Below are 15,207 nucleotides of genomic sequence, written 5' to 3' on the forward strand. Positions count from 1 at the left end.
CAGATCCATCCTCGATGGTGCAGCCGTTCCGTACCACTCCGCGGCGCAGCGGCTGATCGGGTGGCGCAGTGGTGCCCTCAGAACAGCGCGTCGCCGAATCGGCCGACCCGCTCGATCGCCGCCGGGGCGAAGCCGCCGAAGAGCACGTCCGGTCCGCCGGGCGTCGCGGGCGCGGGGCCGATCGGGCCGACGCCTTCGCCGTACGCCTCGCCGCGCCACGTCCGCCGGAGCAGGGGCATCTGCTCGTCGAGGCGGCGGCCCCGGCGTCGGATGTCGATGCCCGCGGCCAGGCAGTCGTCCTCGCGACCGCCGATGCCGATGCCGATGCCGATGCCGAGCGTGAACCGGCCGCCCGAGATGCGGTCGAGGGTGGCCGTCTGCGCCGCCATCGCGCTAGTGCCGCGCGTAGTCCTCCAGCGGCTCCCACACCTTCTTCGCCATGTTGTACGTGTACTGCGGCCGCGACTTCACCGCGCTCGTGCGGAACGGCCGGCCGTTGTCGTCGATGCGCAAAGTCCCGCGCCTCGCGCCGCTGCTCCACTCCAGGTCGAGGTACCAGGCGACCGCCCGCTTGTCCGTGTGGGCCACCACGTCGAGGACTTCCGGGTCGGCGGACGAGACCCGCAACGGGAAGTGGGCCGCCGGGAGTTCGACGTCGTTCTGGACTCCCGCCTTCGGTTGGGCGACCGGACGGTCCGTGTCCAGGTCGATGTCGAAGGTTCGCGGTGTCAGTCCGCTGCCGCATCCTTCTCCCATGGAGTAGCCGGTCCATTCCAGGGGGTCGGTGTGGTCGACGACATGAACGTTCAGGCCGTGCAGCACGACGGCCTCCCGCCCTGTCCCCTGCACGGTCACCTGGATCTGCATCCGCCCGCCCGCCACCGCGCGCATGCCCGTCACCCAGCCGCGGGCGTCGGTTCCCTCCGGAGGTGCCGGTACTTCGCCGGGGGTGCGCCCCGAGACGTACATGGAACCGCACCGGTCCTCCAGCGAGTACGCGCGGACGTCCGCCGCCGGCGGGGGCGGCCCCGGGGCGGTGGCCGGGGGAGGAATAGTGGGCAGGGCCGGTGGGCCGGTCGGGTCCCACTGGGGGAACGGCAGCCCGGGGGAGCGGGATGCGTTCGCGCTCGGGAGTGCGCCGCGGTTCGGTTCCACGTTCCATGGGTTCGCGCTGCCGCCATCGGACGCGGATCCGGCAGTGGCACGAGGCGTCGCCGCCGTGCCGCGGTCGGAGGAGAAGTAGCTGCCGGCGACGGCGGTCCCCACGGTCGCCACCCCGACCGCCATCGCGGCTATCAGCGCCAGGCGGACCCGGCGTTGGCCGGAACCCGACGCGGCCACGGGAGCCACGGGCTCCGGATCCGCCGGAGGCGCGGGCGTCGGCGCCTTGCGCGCCGCCTCGCGTTCCGCATCCGCGAGGATCCACAACCGATGGAGTTCCACCAGCTGTTCCCGCTCCGCCCCGCACGCTCGCGCGAACCGTTCCACCGCCGCGTACTCGCCCGGCACAGCCGCCCCGTGGCAGTACCGGTGCAGCGTCGACGTGCTCGTATGCAGCCGTTTCGCCAGCGCCCCGTAGCTCAGGCCCGCCCGGTCCTTCAGTTCGCTGAGCGCACGCGCCAGCTCCTGCGTCTGTCCGGCCACCGCCGGGCAACCCCCTCGTACGACGTCCACCGTTCCGCTCCCGTGTTCCAGGGCCCGGAATCCTCCCAGGTCAGCCTAGGTGGAAGCGTTCGAATGTCCCGTAGGACACGGCGGGGGTTGAAGCCGGAATCGGTCATCTCGAAAGCTGAGGGCACCGCCAACCCGTCACAGGAGGAGCACTCATGCGTATCCGTACGTCCGCTGCCGTCACCCCCCTCGCCGCCGCGCTCCTCGCCGGTGCCCTGACGGCCACGCCGCAGGCGCATGCCGCCGCCCCCGTCCCGCAGGTGACGCACGGCGCGGTCACCGCCACCTGCGACGTGAAGGACCTGTCCTTCACGGTCCGGAACGTCAGCCGCCCGATCAACCACGCGCTGCTCGTCGCCACCAACACCGGCTCCGCTCCCTGCAATGCCGTGCGCGCGCCGTTCGTCGGCTTCGACGACAGCCAGTACGTCATCGGCTCCCTCGAAGCGTCCGCGCCGCAGGCAGCCGTCACCTTGCGGCCGGGGCAGTCCGCCTACGCGGGCATCAAGACGTCCGCGGCGGACGACAGCGCCAGTTGGGGTTACTTCGCGGAGACCGCGCGCATCGCGCTCGATGCCGGCGACGGGGAGAGCACGGCCACCGTCGCCGTCCGCCTCCCGCAGAAGACGTGGATCGACGACACGGCCTGGGTCACGTACTGGCAGACGGATGCGGAGAGCGCGCTGAGCTGGTGACCGGCGTGCGGGTGGGTGCGGGTGCGGGTGGGTGGGTTTGGTGGTGGAGTGTGCGCTGCGCCGCTGCGCGGCTTGGGGGGCGGAGGGCCGGGCTGCGCCCTGGGGGCCCACCCGCTGCGCGGCTGGAAGGGCGGGCCCGGCACGTGTGGGTTGCGGCTTTTCGTGGGTGCGCTCCGCTTCGCTGCGCGGCTTGAGTCGCTTGTCCCGTAGCGGCAGCGTTTCCCTTCCTCGTTGGTGGGCCGCTCCGCTTCGCTGCGCTGGCAGGATGCCCGGACCGGGGCGGGTGCCGTCTTGGTAGCGGAAACCCTCGCGGGGCACCCGTGACGGTGCGGGGTAACGCCGCCAAGCCGCGCAGCGGCGGGCTTCACTGCGAAGTGCGGTTCCCTTCGCTTGCGGGGTTCGGCCTTGAGCCGCGCAGCGGCGTAGCTCGCTTCATCACCCACCCCGGTGCCGCGCACCGCTCCCGTGCCGAGTACGCGCTTCCAGCCGCGCAGCGGGTGGACCGCCCAGGGCGCAGCCCGGCCCTCCGCCCCCCAAGCCGCGCAGCGGCGCAGCGCACACTCCGCCACCCCGCGCGCAGCGAAGTGGAGCGCACCCCCCGTTAGGATCAGTGTTCGATATGGGGCATGTCGGTATGGCCCCTTCCTGAGTCCTCTGGGGTAACGATGCGGCGATCCGCCGTCCTTGTCGGTACTGCCGCCATCCTGCTGTGCTCGGCCTGCTCGTCCGGCTCAGCGGGCTCATCCGGCTCGTCCGGCGATTCCTCGGCGGCGCCCGCCGCGGCCGTACGGGCCGCGGTGGCCGCCACCGAGAAGTCCACCGTCCGCATTGACCAACGCGTCGACATGAGCGGTGAAGGACAGAGCTTCACGGTCTCCGTCCGCGGCGGCATGGACCTGGCGGGCGGCAAGGGGCGCCTGACGGCCGGCCTCGACGACCCCCAGGGCGGCGGCGGTGGCGGCGCCGCAACCCTCGACGAGGTCTTCACCGACGGCACCGTGTACTTCCGGATGCCCAAGGCCACCGACGGCGACACCGCCTGGCGTTCGATCCCGCGGGAGAAGGCCGAGGCCCATTACCTCCTGCGCGCACCCGTGAACGACCCCGCGCACACCCTGCGCCAGATCGCGCAGATGCGCAGTCCCGTCAAGGCGGGCGAGGAGAAGGTCAACGGCACGCCCACCGTCCACTACCGCGGCAGGCTGGACCACCAGACGCTCGTCCTCCGCATGGCTGCGGAACGCCGCACCAAGGTCGACTCGATGCGGGACATCCTCAACGCCGACCTCCCCGTCACCGCCGACGCCTGGGTCGACAAGGCCGGACACCTCGTCCGGTCCCGCCTCACCTTCGACGTGGGCGGCACCAAGATGGTGGCCACCCTCGACTTCGCCGACTTCGGCAAGCCCGTGGACACGCCGGCCGCGCCCGCGGACGCCCAGGCCGTACCGGAGTCCGACGTCGGCGGCCCGCTCACCGGCTGAGCGACGTGACGAACCGGTCCCGCCCCGCCCGGCTCGCCGCCCTCGCGGCGGCGGCCAGGGCGGCGACGTCCACGGTGGCCGGTTCCTCCGGCGGACGGCCGTGACAGGCCCGGCACAGGCCGCCCGCCAGCGCCTCCGGGCGCCCGGGCGTCCCGCACCCCGTGCACTCCAGCAGCCGTACGACGGGGGCCGCCGGCTGCGGCGGTTCGGGCGGCAGCTTGCCCCGCAACCGGGTACGGGCCAGGGCCCCGGGCGCGTGCACCACCGCCGGTAGCCCGGCGGTCAGCGCCCGTACCAGCGCCTCCCGCGTGGCCCCTCTCGCCAGCCACAGCGCCGCCAGCGGCGCCAGGGCGACGCACTCGGCGTGCGAGAGGCCCATCCGGCTGTCGGCCCGCCCGACGGCGGCCAGCGCCTCGTACGCCTCGGGTTCCTCGGTGGGCGCGGCCTGCGCCTTCGGCTCGGGCGGGGCGTCAACCTCCAGGTGCTCCTCCCACCACGCGTCGTCGCGCGCGGTACGCGAGAAGTACGTACGCCACACCCACTGCGTACGCCCCTCGCCCACCATCTCCCGCACGCGCCGCAGGTGCCCGGCCTCGGACAGGTTCGTCAGCGCGCTGCGGATGGCCTGCTGGCCGTACGGCAACGTCCTGGCCAGCGTCTTCACGTCCATCGCGGCCCCGTCGGGGAGCCGGTCCACGTACGTGGCGATGTACGCCTCGCGGGCGGGAAGGTGCGCGAACATCTCACGCGCACGAGGCGCCTGGTCCGGCGCCGACCGCTTGCCGTAGCCGGCTGCGGCCATGGGAGGGGCAGGGATAGTCTTGGCTTCAGCCACGGGATCGCTCTCGCTTCGATCTTGGTGGTCAGACCCCCGTTTCGGTGCGCCAACACCGGCGGGGGTTGCTTGTTGCTGCGCACGCTACAGGCCAAGTGCGGTGAGTCGCGACCCGCTTGCGCAAAGTCATGTGCGTGTGCTTGAGCGGGACTTGGGAGGGTGGGTGGGTTTCAACCCACCGCCCATTCCTTATTGGGTCGCTCGACCCCCGACGCCCGAAGCTCGGCCGTGAACCGGGCCCAGCTCGCGGGCGCGATCCGTATTCGGGAGGACCCGAGCTTCGAGTCCCGGACGAGTACGCCGTCCGGCGGCATGGCCACCTCGACGCACTCCCCTCCTCCGGTATTGCTGTAGCTGGACTTGCGCCATCTCATAGCTCCTGTGAGACCTTTCCGATGAACTCGACTGTCTCTTCCGCGCTCAGCGCCTGTGTGCGGATCAATCCGTAGCCGTGGATGAAGTCGCTGACCATGCTCGCCTCGGAATGCAGCGCGCTGGTGTTCTGGCCCTCCACATAGGCGATGTGTCGGTGAGTGGGTGTCTCCAGCAAGGTGAACGGTCCGCAGAGGCTGGACGGCGTGTACCTGCCCACCGGCAGGACCTGCAAGCAGACGTTGCGCAGCTCGCTGGCCTTCTGCAGATGATCCAGCTGCGCCTTCATGACCCCCGGCCCACCGACGTTCGTACGTAGGGCCGCCTCGTAGATGGCGAAGTGGAACGGCACTAGGGGCTTTCGGTGCAGCTTCTCCTGCCGCTGCAGCCGTTGAGTGACGCGTTGCTCGACGATCTCGTCGTCGACGGGCGGCCAGGCCTTGCTCATCAGGGCACGGGCGTAGTCCTCCGTCTGCAGCAACCCCGGGATGTACAGGCTCTGGTAGGACGAGAGCGATACTGCCTCCGCCTCCGCCGCGAAGAACGCCCGGTACTGGGAAGCATGACGGCTCGGCTCCAGGTACTCATGTGCCGCCACCACAAGCCCCCGTGCCCCGCACAAGTCATCCGTCACCTGCAGCAGGTGTAGGTTCGCCCGGCGCCGCCCCTGCTCGACCGACTTGATGAACTCGACGCTGAATCCCGCTTCTTCCGCCAATTGCTCCCGGCTGACGCCGGCGAGCGTGCGCCACATCTTCATCTGGTGCCCGCAGTAGCGCCAAGCAATTGGCGGCTCGGGGTTTCCGTTCCTCACCGTGCTGCCCTCCCCGGGTCCCGTGCGTACGCACGCGATCCGTACCAACGTCGGTACTCCCGTCCGACGATCGCAGGACAGGAGGGTTTGAGCCGCGTACTTGCGAAAACAGACCCCCATCCGAGGACCCCTCATGCCCACCCTCGTCTCCGTAGACGCACCCGCCCAGTACGTCTGGTGGCGCCTTCCGCGGCACGCTCGTAGTGCTGCGCGGGCGCGTGCCCTTCTCCGGGAGCGGGCCCGGCTGTGGCAACTGCCGGCCGGGACCGCCGAGACCGCTGTGCTGCTGCTCAGTGAGCTCGTCGCCAACGCATGCCGACATGCGCGCGTGTCGCCCGGCAGGCAGATCCACGCCTTGTGCGTGGTCCGTGGCGAAAAACTGCGCATCGAGGTGTCGGATGCGGGTGACGGCTTCCCGTGCGTGAGGGAGCTGAGGCCGCTGGCGGAGGCCGGGCGCGGGTTGCGCGTGGTGGCGGCGCTGGCGGATGCGTGGGGCGCGGTTCCGCGGCCGTACGGGATCGGGAAGACGGTGTGGTGCGAGCTGACGATCGGGCCGGACGGCTCGGGGGCGCACGCGGGGGCGCACGAAAACGGAATGCATCATTCAGAGGGCGGGGGTGATCGCTCCTCGTTTGGGTGAGTATGCGCAACGGCAGTATTTGGCCGTGGAGGTCATCCCGTCCGCGAACCCCAATCGCCCCGCGCCGCTGCCGTACCCGCGCGGCTGGTTCTGCCTGGCGTCGAGCAAGGAGCTGAAGGCGGGGACGGTGGCTACGCGGCGGCTGGCCGGCGAGGACGTGGTGCTGTACCGGACGCGGGGCGGGCGGGTGCGGGCGACGCGCCCGTACTGCCCGCACCTCGGGGCGCACCTGGGGTTCGGGGGGAGGGTGGACGGGGAGTACCTGGTCTGCCCATTCCACGGGTTCGCGTACGGGCTGGACGGCACGTGCCGGCGCAGGCCGGGCGGCGGGGAGCCGCCGGACGCGGCGCGGCTGTCGATGCTGCCGGTGCGCGAGGCGAACGGCATGGTGTACGTCTGGTACGACGAGCGGGGCGCGGAGCCGGACTGGCACCCGCCGGAGCTGCCGGAACCGGGCTGCTACAGCGTGCCGGGGCAGCGGCTGCTGCTGGCGGACACGCATCCGCAGGAGGTGGCGGAGAACATCTCCGACTACGGCCACATGGGGCCGGTGCACGGGTTCGCGGAGACGCAGGAACTGCTGTCGACGCGGACGGAGGGCCCGGTGCGCAGCGTACGGCTGCGGGCGCTGCGGAACCTGCCGGTGGTGGGGCGGGTACCGGTGGAGTACACGGTGCGGCAGTTCGGGCTGGGGCTGGTGCTGGCGGAGGTGGAGATCGCGCCGCTGGGCCTGTCGATGCGGATGTGGGTGAACCCGACGCCGGTGGGAGCGTGGCGGACGCAGTTCCGGGTGTTCGTGTGCAGCGCGGTGACCCTGCCGTGGGAGCCGCCGGCGGCGATGGCGGCGTGGCTGGTGACACGGTGCGGGGTGGCGTGGCTGGCGAAGGACGTACGGCGGGACGTGGAGATCTGGCACCGCAAGCGGTACCTGGCGGAGCCGTGCCTCACGCCCGACGACGGGCCGGTGGGGGAGCTGCGGCGATGGGCCCGGCAGTTCTACCCGCGGGGGGCGTGAGCGGGGCGTCAGAAATCGATCAGGCTGCGCAGATCGACCTCGATGGGGAAGGGGACGTGGGTCTTGAGCGTGCTGGTGTGGCGGGTTGCCTCGCCATAGCGTCCGGTTGAAGGGTCGAGCTGGTGCTCGTGGATCTCAGGAACAGCATCCTCCCCCCGTTCCACCCGCCAGAAGAGGCCGATGCCCGCCTCGGCGAAGAGCCCCGGCCGGAGGTGGCGGTCAGCCGCGTGGGAGCAGGGTGAGTGGACCTCGACCACGAGTGCCACATTGGCGACCGGCGTGGCGACGAGGGTGTGGATGTCGAGACCTCGGTGGTCGAACACCACGAGGTCCGGTGAGACCGCCGTGCGGTTGTTGATCTCCGTCCACCGGCTCATGCCGACCGTGTAGGGGCGGCGCAGCGCCGTCCTCAGAGCGATGTACAACTCGTCGCGCACATGGTTGTGCCACCAGGAGGTGTCACTGTAGGTCACGATCCTGCCGTCGATCAGTTCCCAATCAGTGTCGTAGGGCAGGTACAGCTCCTCCACTTGATCGACAGTCCAGCCGTCGATCGGTGGGTACATCCAGTTGGCCCGAGTAGCCCGCTGCAGCTGTTCCATGAGCCTGATGGTGCAGGGAGGCGGCGGCGCGGGTTCGTGAACCCTGTGAAGACCAACCCGCAAGGGTGATCGGTATTCGGCTTGCACCTCACGTCACGTGAGGACGCATCGTGGAGCGCGCCAGAGAAAGAAGGAGCGCGGACGTGAGTTATTCCGTGGGACAGGTCGCCGATTTCGCCGGTGTCACCGTGCGGACGCTGCACCACTACGACGAGATCGGGCTGCTCGTGCCGTCCGGCCGGAGTCATGCCGGGCACCGGCGGTACGAGGACGCCGATCTCGACCGGCTGCAGCAGATCCTGTTCTACCGGGAGCTCGGGTTCCCGCTCGACGAGGTGGCGGCACTGCTGGACGACCCGGGCGCCGATCCGATGGCGCACCTGCGCCGGCAGCACGAGCTGCTGCAGGGACGGATCGACCGGTTGCAGCAGATGGCCGCCGCCGTGGAGCACGCCATGGAGGCGCGAAAGATGGGAATCAACCTCACGCCGGAGGAGAAGTTCGAGGTGTTCGGGGACTTCGACCCGGACCAGTACAAGGACGAGGTCCAGGAGCGCTGGGGCGACACCGACGCGTACCGGCAGTCGCAGCAGCGCACGGCCAAGTACACGAAGGAGGACTGGCTGCGCATCCAGGCCGCGGCCGACGACCTCAACCGGCGGATCGCCGAGCTGATGGCCTCGGGCGCGGCGGCCGACTCGGAGGCGGCGATGGACCTCGCCGAGGAGCACCGGCAGCAGATCGCGCAGTTCTACTACGACTGCTCGTACGAGATGCACAGCTGCCTGGGGGAGATGTACGTGGCGGACGAGCGGTTCACCGCCACGTACGAGGCGATCCGGCCGGGCATGGCGGCCTACCTGAAGGACGCGATCACCGCGAACGCGGCGCGCCACAGCGCCGCGTAAGGGGGCGCCCCTTACGGGGCGCCTAGGGCGTGTCCGGCTGATCGCGCAGTTCCCCGCGCCCCTACGGGGCGCCGTGGTGGCGCGTGACGAAGATCCGCCGGACACGACCTGGCGTGTGCCCGTGAGGGGGTGCCGGCCGTCCGGGGTCGGGGACGGGGGTGTCCTATGCGTGCGGGGAGACCACGACCGCCGTGCCGTAGGCGCAGACCTCCGTGCCGACGTCCGCCGCCTCGGTGACGTCGAAGCGGAACATGAGCACGGCGTTCGCTCCCCGCGCGCGGGCCTGCTCGACGAGGCGCTCCATGGCCTGGTTGCGGGTCTCGACGAGGGTCTTGGTCAGGCCCCGCAGCTCGCCGCCGATCAGCGACTTCAGACCGGCGCCGATCTGGCTGCCGATGTGACGGGAGCGGACGGTCAGGCCGAAGACCTCGCCGATGACCTTGTCCACGCGGTAGCCGGGGATGTCGTTGGTCGTGACCACGAGGACATCGGGGTTCTCCGCCTGGCCGCCGCCGTACTCGTCGATGCCCATGTGAGCCACCTCTTCCGTCTGTATGTGCAGTTTTGCCGTCTGCTGTCCGTGACGCACGCCGCAGCGGCGGGGTTGCGCCGTACGGTGGAACCCGGGGGGTGGCGGTCCGCGTTGGTACCTTTGAGCCGCACGGCCGTACTTTCGTACTTTCGCCTCTCGCCTCCGCCTCCTCTCTTCTCCTCCACCCAGGAGCTCACCCCGTGACCCCGATCACCCTCGCGCTCGGCCCACAGTGGCTGGACTCGGATTACCTGATCGGCCAATTCGGCATCTTCGGTGTCCTGGCCATCGTCTTCGCCGAGTCCGGCCTGCTCATCGGCTTCTTCCTGCCCGGCGACTCGCTGCTGTTCACGACGGGGCTCCTGGTCACGACGGGCAAGCTGCACTACCCGCTGTGGGCCGTGTGCGTCATGGTCTGGCTGGCGGCGGTGCTGGGCGATCAGGCGGGCTACCTGTTCGGGCGGAAGGTGGGCCCGGCGCTGTTCCGGCGGCCCGACTCGAAGCTGTTCAAGCAGGAGAACGTCGAGAAGGCGCACGAATTCTTCGAGAAATACGGACCGAAGTCGCTGGTCCTGGCGCGCTTCGTGCCCATCGTGCGCACCTTCACGCCGATCATCGCCGGCGTGAGCCGGATGAACTACCGCTCCTTCCTGATCTTCAACATGATCGGCGGCGCGCTGTGGGGTGCCGGCGTGACGCTGCTGGGGGCGGCGCTGGGCAACGTGGAGTTCGTCCACAAGAACATCGAGGCGATGCTCGTCGCGATCGTGCTGGTGTCGGTGGTGCCGATCGCGATCGAGTTCCTGCGGGCGCGGAGCAAGGCGAAGAAGGCGGCGGCGGAGCCGGAGCCCGAGCCCGTGCCGGTGCGGGTGCCGGCGCCTGCGTCGTACGAGCCGGCCCCGGCCGCGGTGCCGGCTGCGGTGCCGGCGCCCGCTCCCGGGATGGAGGCCCCGGGCGGGTACGAGTACCAGTACCAGCAGTACCAGGGTGGCTACCAGCAGCAGGACGGCTACGGGTACCAGCAGCCGGGCGGATACCCGCAGCAGGCCGGTGGTTACCAGCCGCAGGGTGGCGGTTATCAGCAGGGCGGCGGCGACTACCAGGGCGGTGCGTACGGGGACGCTGCGTACGGGGGCGGTGCGTACGGGAACGGCGCCTACGGCGGCTACCAGAACGGTGACCATCAGGGTTACCAGGACTACCAGCAGTACCCGCAGCAGCCCCAGCAGCCGCAACAGCAGTACCCCCAGCAGGCGCAGCAGCAGTACCCCCAGCAGCCTCAGCAGCGCGACCCCAATGACGACTGGCCCCACGACGGGCACGGGCGGCACGCCCGCTACTGATATCGGTCGTTTGTGACGAATGAGGGGCCCCTCCGGGGCCTCTCATTCCGTTTATGGGCCCCCGGTGCGCGGCCGTTCCGGCCGCCATGCATGCTGGCGGTAACAGGAGTGCCTGACGAGGAGCACGTGGAGCACGTGGTGACTGATCGGCAGCGCGGCGGCGACGCTTCCGAACCGGATGACCGCAAGCCGCAGTCCGACGAGGCGCGCAGCGCCTTCACCCCGCCCTTGGGCGTGCCGCTGCCCCCACCGCCGGAGGACGAGCATCCGACCTCGGAGTTCGCCCTGCCGAACGGGGTGGCGGAGCCCGAGACCGAGCCGGAGGAACGTTCCGCCTTTGCCCCGCCCCGCGGGCGCGGCGTACCGGCCGGCGTGCAGGGACCGCCCGTCCACCCCGCCTTCACCCCGCCGTACGGCATGCCCCTGATCAGCCTGACCAAGGAAACCCCCTGGCAGGACCGCATGCGCACCATGCTGCGCATGCCGCTCGCCGAGCGGCCGGTGCCCGAGCGGATGGAGAAGCAGGAAGAGGAGGCACCGGCCCTGCCGGTGCCCCGCATCCTCGACCTGACGCTGCGCATCGGGGAACTGCTGCTCGCCGGCGGCGAGGGGGCCGAGGACGTCGAGGCGGCGATGTTCGGCGTCGCCCACGCGTACGGGCTGGCGCGCTGCGAGCCGACGGTGACGTTCACGTTGCTGTCCGTCAGCTACCAGCCGTCGCTGGTCGAGGATCCGGTCACCGCCAGCCGTACCGTGCGGCGGCGCGGTACGGACTACACGCGGCTGTCGGCGGTCTTCCGGCTCGTCCACGACATCACCACCCAGGGGCTGACCCTGGAGGAGGCGTACCGGCGGCTCGCCGAGATACGGCGCAACCGCCACCCGTACCCCAGCTGGGCACTGACAGCCGCGGCCGGCCTGCTGGCGGGCGGGGCGTCCCTGCTCGTCGGGGGCGGGATCGTGGTGTTCCTCGCGGCGGCCGCCGGGGCGATGCTCGGCGACCGGCTGGCGTGGCTGGCATCGGGGCGCGGGCTGCCGGAGTTCTACCAGTTCGTGGCGGCGGCCATGCCGCCGGCGGCGATGGGTGTGGCGCTGAGCGCCGGCCAGCAGTACGTGCACGTCCAGGCGTCGGCGGTGATCACCGGTGGGCTGTTCGCGCTGCTGCCCGGACGGGCACTGGTCGCGGGCGTCCAGGACGGCCTGACCGGCTTCTACATCACCGCTGCCGCGCGCCTGCTCGAAGTCGTCTACCTGGTCGTCGGCATCGTCTGCGGCGTACTCGTCGTCCTCTACGGCGGCGTCCACATCGGCGGCGGCACGCTCAACCCGGAAGCGGTCCTACAACGTCAGGAACGGCCCGTCATCCAGATCGTGGCGGCGATGCTGCTGGTCGCGGCCTTCGCGGTCCTGCTGCAGCAGGAACGGCACACCGTGCTCGCGGCCACTCTGAACGGGGCCGTGGCCTGGACCGTCTACGGCGCGCTCGCCGACACGGCCGGACTCGACCCGGTGCCGGCCACCGCCATCGCGGCGGGACTGGTGGGCCTCTTCGGGCAGCTGATGTCGCGCTACTGGTACACGTCCGCACTGCCGTACGTGACGGCGGCGATCGGGCCGCTGCTGCCGGGTAGTGCGATGTACTTCGCGCTGCTGAACTTTGCGAAGAACGAGCTCAACACGGGGATTGCGAGCCTGACGAAGGCAGCGGCGCTGGCGCTGGCCATTGCGATCGGGGTGAACCTCGGAAGCGAGATGGCGCGCCTCTTCCTGAAGGTCCCGGGCGAAGCGGCCCTCCGCCGAGCGGCGAAGCGCACCCGCGGCTTCTAGCGACAGCGCCCCATAGGGGCGCGGGGAACTGCGCGACAAGCCACGACGCGCCCGCAGATTCCGCGGCATGGCGCAGGGCCCGGGGCGAAGCCCCGAGCCCCGGCATGGCGTGCGGGGTAGGGGGCCCACGGGGGCACCCCTACCCGCAAAGCGACCCCGCAGGGGTCAGTGGTGGGCGCCGCCCGCCGCCTCGAGGCGCTTGTAGGACGCCTCGATCTCCGCCTCGGCCTCCGCGCGACCGACCCAGTCCGCACCCTCGACGGACTTGCCGGGCTCCAGGTCCTTGTAGACCTCGAAGAAGTGCTGGATCTCCAGGCGGTCGAACTCCGACACGTGGTGGATGTCGCGCAGGTGCTCCATGCGCGGGTCGTTCGCCGGCACGCACAGCAGCTTGTCGTCGCCGCCGGCCTCGTCCGTCATGCGGAACATGCCGATGGCGCGGCACTTGATGAGGCAGCCCGGGAAGGTGGGCTCGTCCAGGATGACCATGGCGTCCAGCGGGTCGCCGTCCTCGCCGAGGGTGTTCTCGACGAAGCCGTAGTCGGCCGGGTAGCTGGTGGAGGTGAACAGGCGGCGGTCCAGACGGATGCGACCGGTCTCGTGGTCCACCTCGTACTTGTTCCGCGAACCCTTCGGGATCTCGATGGTGACGTCGAACTCCACGGGTGGCTCCTTCATGATCAACACATACGTCTGGTGATTAAGTGTCCCCCACGCAGGTGTGTGGTGGCGAAAGGGGCTGGTCCGTGGTGCCGGAGGCCGGGCGCTGGCAGGTCGGGCGGTGGCGTGGGGCATGGCGTGACACCCCTGCGGCGCGGCGTCGGACCGTGCGGTTCGTCGCCGCGTCGGCCGTGGCCGGCCTGGCGCTCGGGACCGGTGCGGCGGCCGTGGCCGGGCCCTGGGACGGAGGTCAGCGTACGGCCGAACGGGCCCGTGCGGAGCACGTCCGGGCGGGTGTCGGGGGTGGCGCGCGTCACGCCGGACCGCAGGCCGCGCCCGTACCGCCGGTACTGGGCGCCCTGCGCGCAGGTCGCGGCGAACCGGTGGGACTCGCGGCGGCCCTGGAGCCGCTCCTGCAGGATCCGGCGCTCGGTTCCGCCGGGCGGGCGGCGGCCGTGGTCGACGCGTTGACGGGCGAGAAGCTGTACGGCTCCGGGGAGCGCGACGCGTACACCCCCGCCTCTACGATCAAGCTCGCCACGGCGGCCGCCGCGCTGGCCGCGCTCGGCCCGGAGCACCGCATCGCGACGACGGTGCTCGGCGGCGGCCCGGACGGCGGCATCGTGCTCGTCGGCGGCGGAGACCCCACCCTGACCGCCCGGCCGGAGCACGACGGCGGCTCCGCCGGCGCCAGCCTCGCCGAGCTCGCCGACGCGACGGCGGGGGCGCTCAAGGCGCGCGGCACCGAGCGGGTCCGGCTGGCGTACGACGCCTCGCGGTACGCGGGGCCGGGGCTGCACGTCATCGGGCCGAACGAGAACCTCGCACCGGTCAGCGCCCTCATGGTCGACGAGGGCCGCCTCGATGATTCCGACCGCGGCCCCGCCGACCGTACGGCGGACCCGGCGGGCGCCGCGGCGCGCACCTTCGCGACGATGCTGCGGGAGCGGGGCGTCGAGATCGACGGCGACGTCGCCGAGGGCCGGGCGCAGGCGGGCGCGCCCCGCCTGGCCTCCGTCTCCTCCGCGCCGCTGTCGGCCCTGGTGGAACGGGCCCTCACCAACAGCGACAACGACATCGCCGAGGCCCTCGCCCGGCAGACGGCGGTCGCGGGCGGGGAGGAGGTCAGCTTCGCCGGCGCGGCACGGGCCGTGACGGCCCAGCTGACGAAGCTGGGCCTGCCGATGGACGGTGTTCACATCGCGGACGGCAGCGGCCTCGACCGCGCGGACCGCGCGACCGCGGACTTCCTGGCGCACCTGCTCGTACGGGCCGCCGACCCCGGCCGCCCCGGCCTGCGGCCGGTCCTCACGGGCCTGCCGGTGGCGGGCTTCACGGGCACCCTGCGGGAGCGGTACGCGGCGGGAATGCAGGGACGCGGCCTCGTACGGGCCAAGACGGGCACGCTGACGGGCGTGAACACGCTGGCCGGCACGGTGGTGACGCCGTCGGGCCGCCTGCTGGCGTTTGCGTTCCTGGCCTCGGGCACGACGGACGCGGACGCGGCCCAGAAGGCGCTCGACCGCCTGGCGACGACGCTGGCCACCACGGGCTGAGCCCCCACTCGCGGGGCTCCGCCCCTAGGCCGTGTCCGGCGGATCTTCGTCAAGCAGCCACCGCGGCGCCCCGTAAGGGGCGCGGGGAACTGCGCGACAAGCCACGACGGCCCGCACAGGGGGTGCCGCGCTTCGCCCCCGGCGCGTCGACTGCGGGCCGTCGGTGGCCGATCGCGCCCACGCGGCGGCAGCCGCAGATCGACACCGCCCCGCGCCCCTTACGGGGCGCCGTGGTGGCGCGTGACGAAGATCC

15 protein-coding genes and 1 pseudogene are annotated in these 15,207 nt (G+C 71.6%); 8 read left to right on the forward strand and 8 right to left on the reverse strand.

Annotated features, from left to right (window positions below):
* Positions 1 to 89: 89 nt before the first annotated feature.
* Positions 90 to 398, reverse strand: a pseudogene (locus tag AB0K17_RS22720) (LLM class flavin-dependent oxidoreductase); the annotation flags it as partial.
* Positions 394 to 1,644: a helix-turn-helix transcriptional regulator gene (locus AB0K17_RS22725; protein ID WP_365984054.1), complete on the reverse strand. Its 1,251-nt coding sequence runs from the start codon at positions 1,642 to 1,644 to the stop codon at positions 394 to 396. The pseudogene AB0K17_RS22720 and the gene AB0K17_RS22725, both read right to left, overlap by 5 nt.
* A 182-nt stretch (positions 1,645 to 1,826) precedes the next feature.
* On the opposite strand from AB0K17_RS22725, the gene AB0K17_RS22730 reads away from it, so the two are divergent.
* Positions 1,827 to 2,366 carry a DUF4232 domain-containing protein gene (locus AB0K17_RS22730; RefSeq protein WP_365984055.1) on the forward strand — a complete coding sequence of 180 codons (540 nt, stop codon included), beginning with the start codon at positions 1,827 to 1,829 and terminating at the stop codon, positions 2,364 to 2,366.
* A gap of 665 nt (positions 2,367 to 3,031) precedes the next feature.
* Positions 3,032 to 3,850, forward strand: coding sequence for a hypothetical protein (locus AB0K17_RS22735; protein ID WP_365984056.1), 819 nt, complete (start codon positions 3,032 to 3,034; stop codon positions 3,848 to 3,850).
* Here the strand turns inward: AB0K17_RS22735 and AB0K17_RS22740 are convergent.
* The 3 genes from AB0K17_RS22740 to AB0K17_RS22750 all read right to left on the reverse strand — a co-directional run bounded on the left by AB0K17_RS22740 (position 3,840) and on the right by AB0K17_RS22750 (position 5,871).
* A complete protein-coding gene (locus AB0K17_RS22740) occupies positions 3,840 to 4,652 on the reverse strand; it encodes a hypothetical protein (RefSeq protein WP_365984057.1) in 813 nt (270 codons plus the stop codon). The genes AB0K17_RS22735 and AB0K17_RS22740 overlap by 11 nt on opposite strands.
* Positions 4,653 to 4,855: 203 nt before the next feature.
* Positions 4,856 to 5,059 carry a DUF397 domain-containing protein gene (locus tag AB0K17_RS22745; protein WP_365984059.1) on the reverse strand — a complete coding sequence of 68 codons (204 nt, stop codon included), beginning with the start codon at positions 5,057 to 5,059 and terminating at the stop codon, positions 4,856 to 4,858.
* The gene (locus AB0K17_RS22750; protein ID WP_365984060.1) at positions 5,056 to 5,871 is read right to left on the reverse strand and encodes a helix-turn-helix transcriptional regulator; all 816 of its coding nucleotides are present in this window, start codon (positions 5,869 to 5,871) and stop codon (positions 5,056 to 5,058) included. Before AB0K17_RS22750 ends, AB0K17_RS22745 begins: the two co-directional genes overlap by 4 nt.
* Positions 5,872 to 6,004: 133 nt before the next feature.
* Between AB0K17_RS22750 and AB0K17_RS22755 the strand changes: the two genes are divergently transcribed.
* Together AB0K17_RS22755 and AB0K17_RS22760 are read left to right on the forward strand one after the other, a co-directional pair.
* Positions 6,005 to 6,511, forward strand: coding sequence for an ATP-binding protein (locus tag AB0K17_RS22755; protein WP_365984061.1), 507 nt, complete (start codon positions 6,005 to 6,007; stop codon positions 6,509 to 6,511).
* Positions 6,512 to 6,536: 25 nt separating this feature from the next.
* Positions 6,537 to 7,526: a Rieske 2Fe-2S domain-containing protein gene (locus tag AB0K17_RS22760; protein WP_365970055.1), complete on the forward strand. Its 990-nt coding sequence runs from the start codon at positions 6,537 to 6,539 to the stop codon at positions 7,524 to 7,526.
* A gap of 8 nt (positions 7,527 to 7,534) precedes the next feature.
* Here AB0K17_RS22760 and AB0K17_RS22765 read toward each other — a convergent pair whose 3' ends face one another.
* Complete coding sequence (locus AB0K17_RS22765; protein WP_365984062.1) at positions 7,535 to 8,128, reverse strand: Uma2 family endonuclease; 594 nt, start codon at positions 8,126 to 8,128, stop codon at positions 7,535 to 7,537.
* A 143-nt stretch (positions 8,129 to 8,271) separates the two neighbouring features.
* Between AB0K17_RS22765 and AB0K17_RS22770 the strand changes: the two genes are divergently transcribed.
* The gene (locus tag AB0K17_RS22770; protein ID WP_365984063.1) at positions 8,272 to 9,036 is read left to right on the forward strand and encodes a MerR family transcriptional regulator; all 765 of its coding nucleotides are present in this window, start codon (positions 8,272 to 8,274) and stop codon (positions 9,034 to 9,036) included.
* Between the two features lie 163 nt (positions 9,037 to 9,199).
* Here the strand turns inward: AB0K17_RS22770 and AB0K17_RS22775 are convergent, their stop codons facing one another.
* Positions 9,200 to 9,568: a YbjQ family protein gene (locus AB0K17_RS22775; protein WP_344438993.1), complete on the reverse strand. Its 369-nt coding sequence runs from the start codon at positions 9,566 to 9,568 to the stop codon at positions 9,200 to 9,202.
* 200 nt (positions 9,569 to 9,768) lie between these two features.
* On the opposite strand from AB0K17_RS22775, the gene AB0K17_RS22780 reads away from it, so the two are divergent.
* Complete coding sequence (locus AB0K17_RS22780) at positions 9,769 to 10,911, forward strand: DedA family protein (RefSeq protein WP_365984064.1); 1,143 nt, start codon at positions 9,769 to 9,771, stop codon at positions 10,909 to 10,911.
* Positions 10,912 to 11,001: 90 nt separating this feature from the next.
* Positions 11,002 to 12,738: a threonine/serine exporter family protein gene (locus AB0K17_RS22785; RefSeq protein WP_365984065.1), complete on the forward strand. Its 1,737-nt coding sequence runs from the start codon at positions 11,002 to 11,004 to the stop codon at positions 12,736 to 12,738.
* A 165-nt stretch (positions 12,739 to 12,903) separates the two neighbouring features.
* Here the strand turns inward: AB0K17_RS22785 and AB0K17_RS22790 are convergent, their stop codons facing one another.
* Positions 12,904 to 13,401, reverse strand: a complete 498-nt coding sequence (locus tag AB0K17_RS22790) for an inorganic diphosphatase (RefSeq protein WP_344439087.1) — start codon at positions 13,399 to 13,401, stop codon at positions 12,904 to 12,906.
* A 164-nt stretch (positions 13,402 to 13,565) separates the two neighbouring features.
* Here AB0K17_RS22790 and dacB point away from each other — a divergent pair, with 164 nt between their 5' ends.
* A complete protein-coding gene (gene dacB, locus AB0K17_RS22795) occupies positions 13,566 to 14,954 on the forward strand; it encodes a D-alanyl-D-alanine carboxypeptidase/D-alanyl-D-alanine-endopeptidase (RefSeq protein ID WP_365984066.1) in 1,389 nt (462 codons plus the stop codon).
* Positions 14,955 to 15,207: the final 253 nt, after the last annotated feature.

The organism is Streptomyces sp. NPDC049585, assembly GCF_040675615.1.
Lineage (GTDB): Bacteria > Actinomycetota > Actinomycetes > Streptomycetales > Streptomycetaceae > Streptomyces > Streptomyces luteosporeus.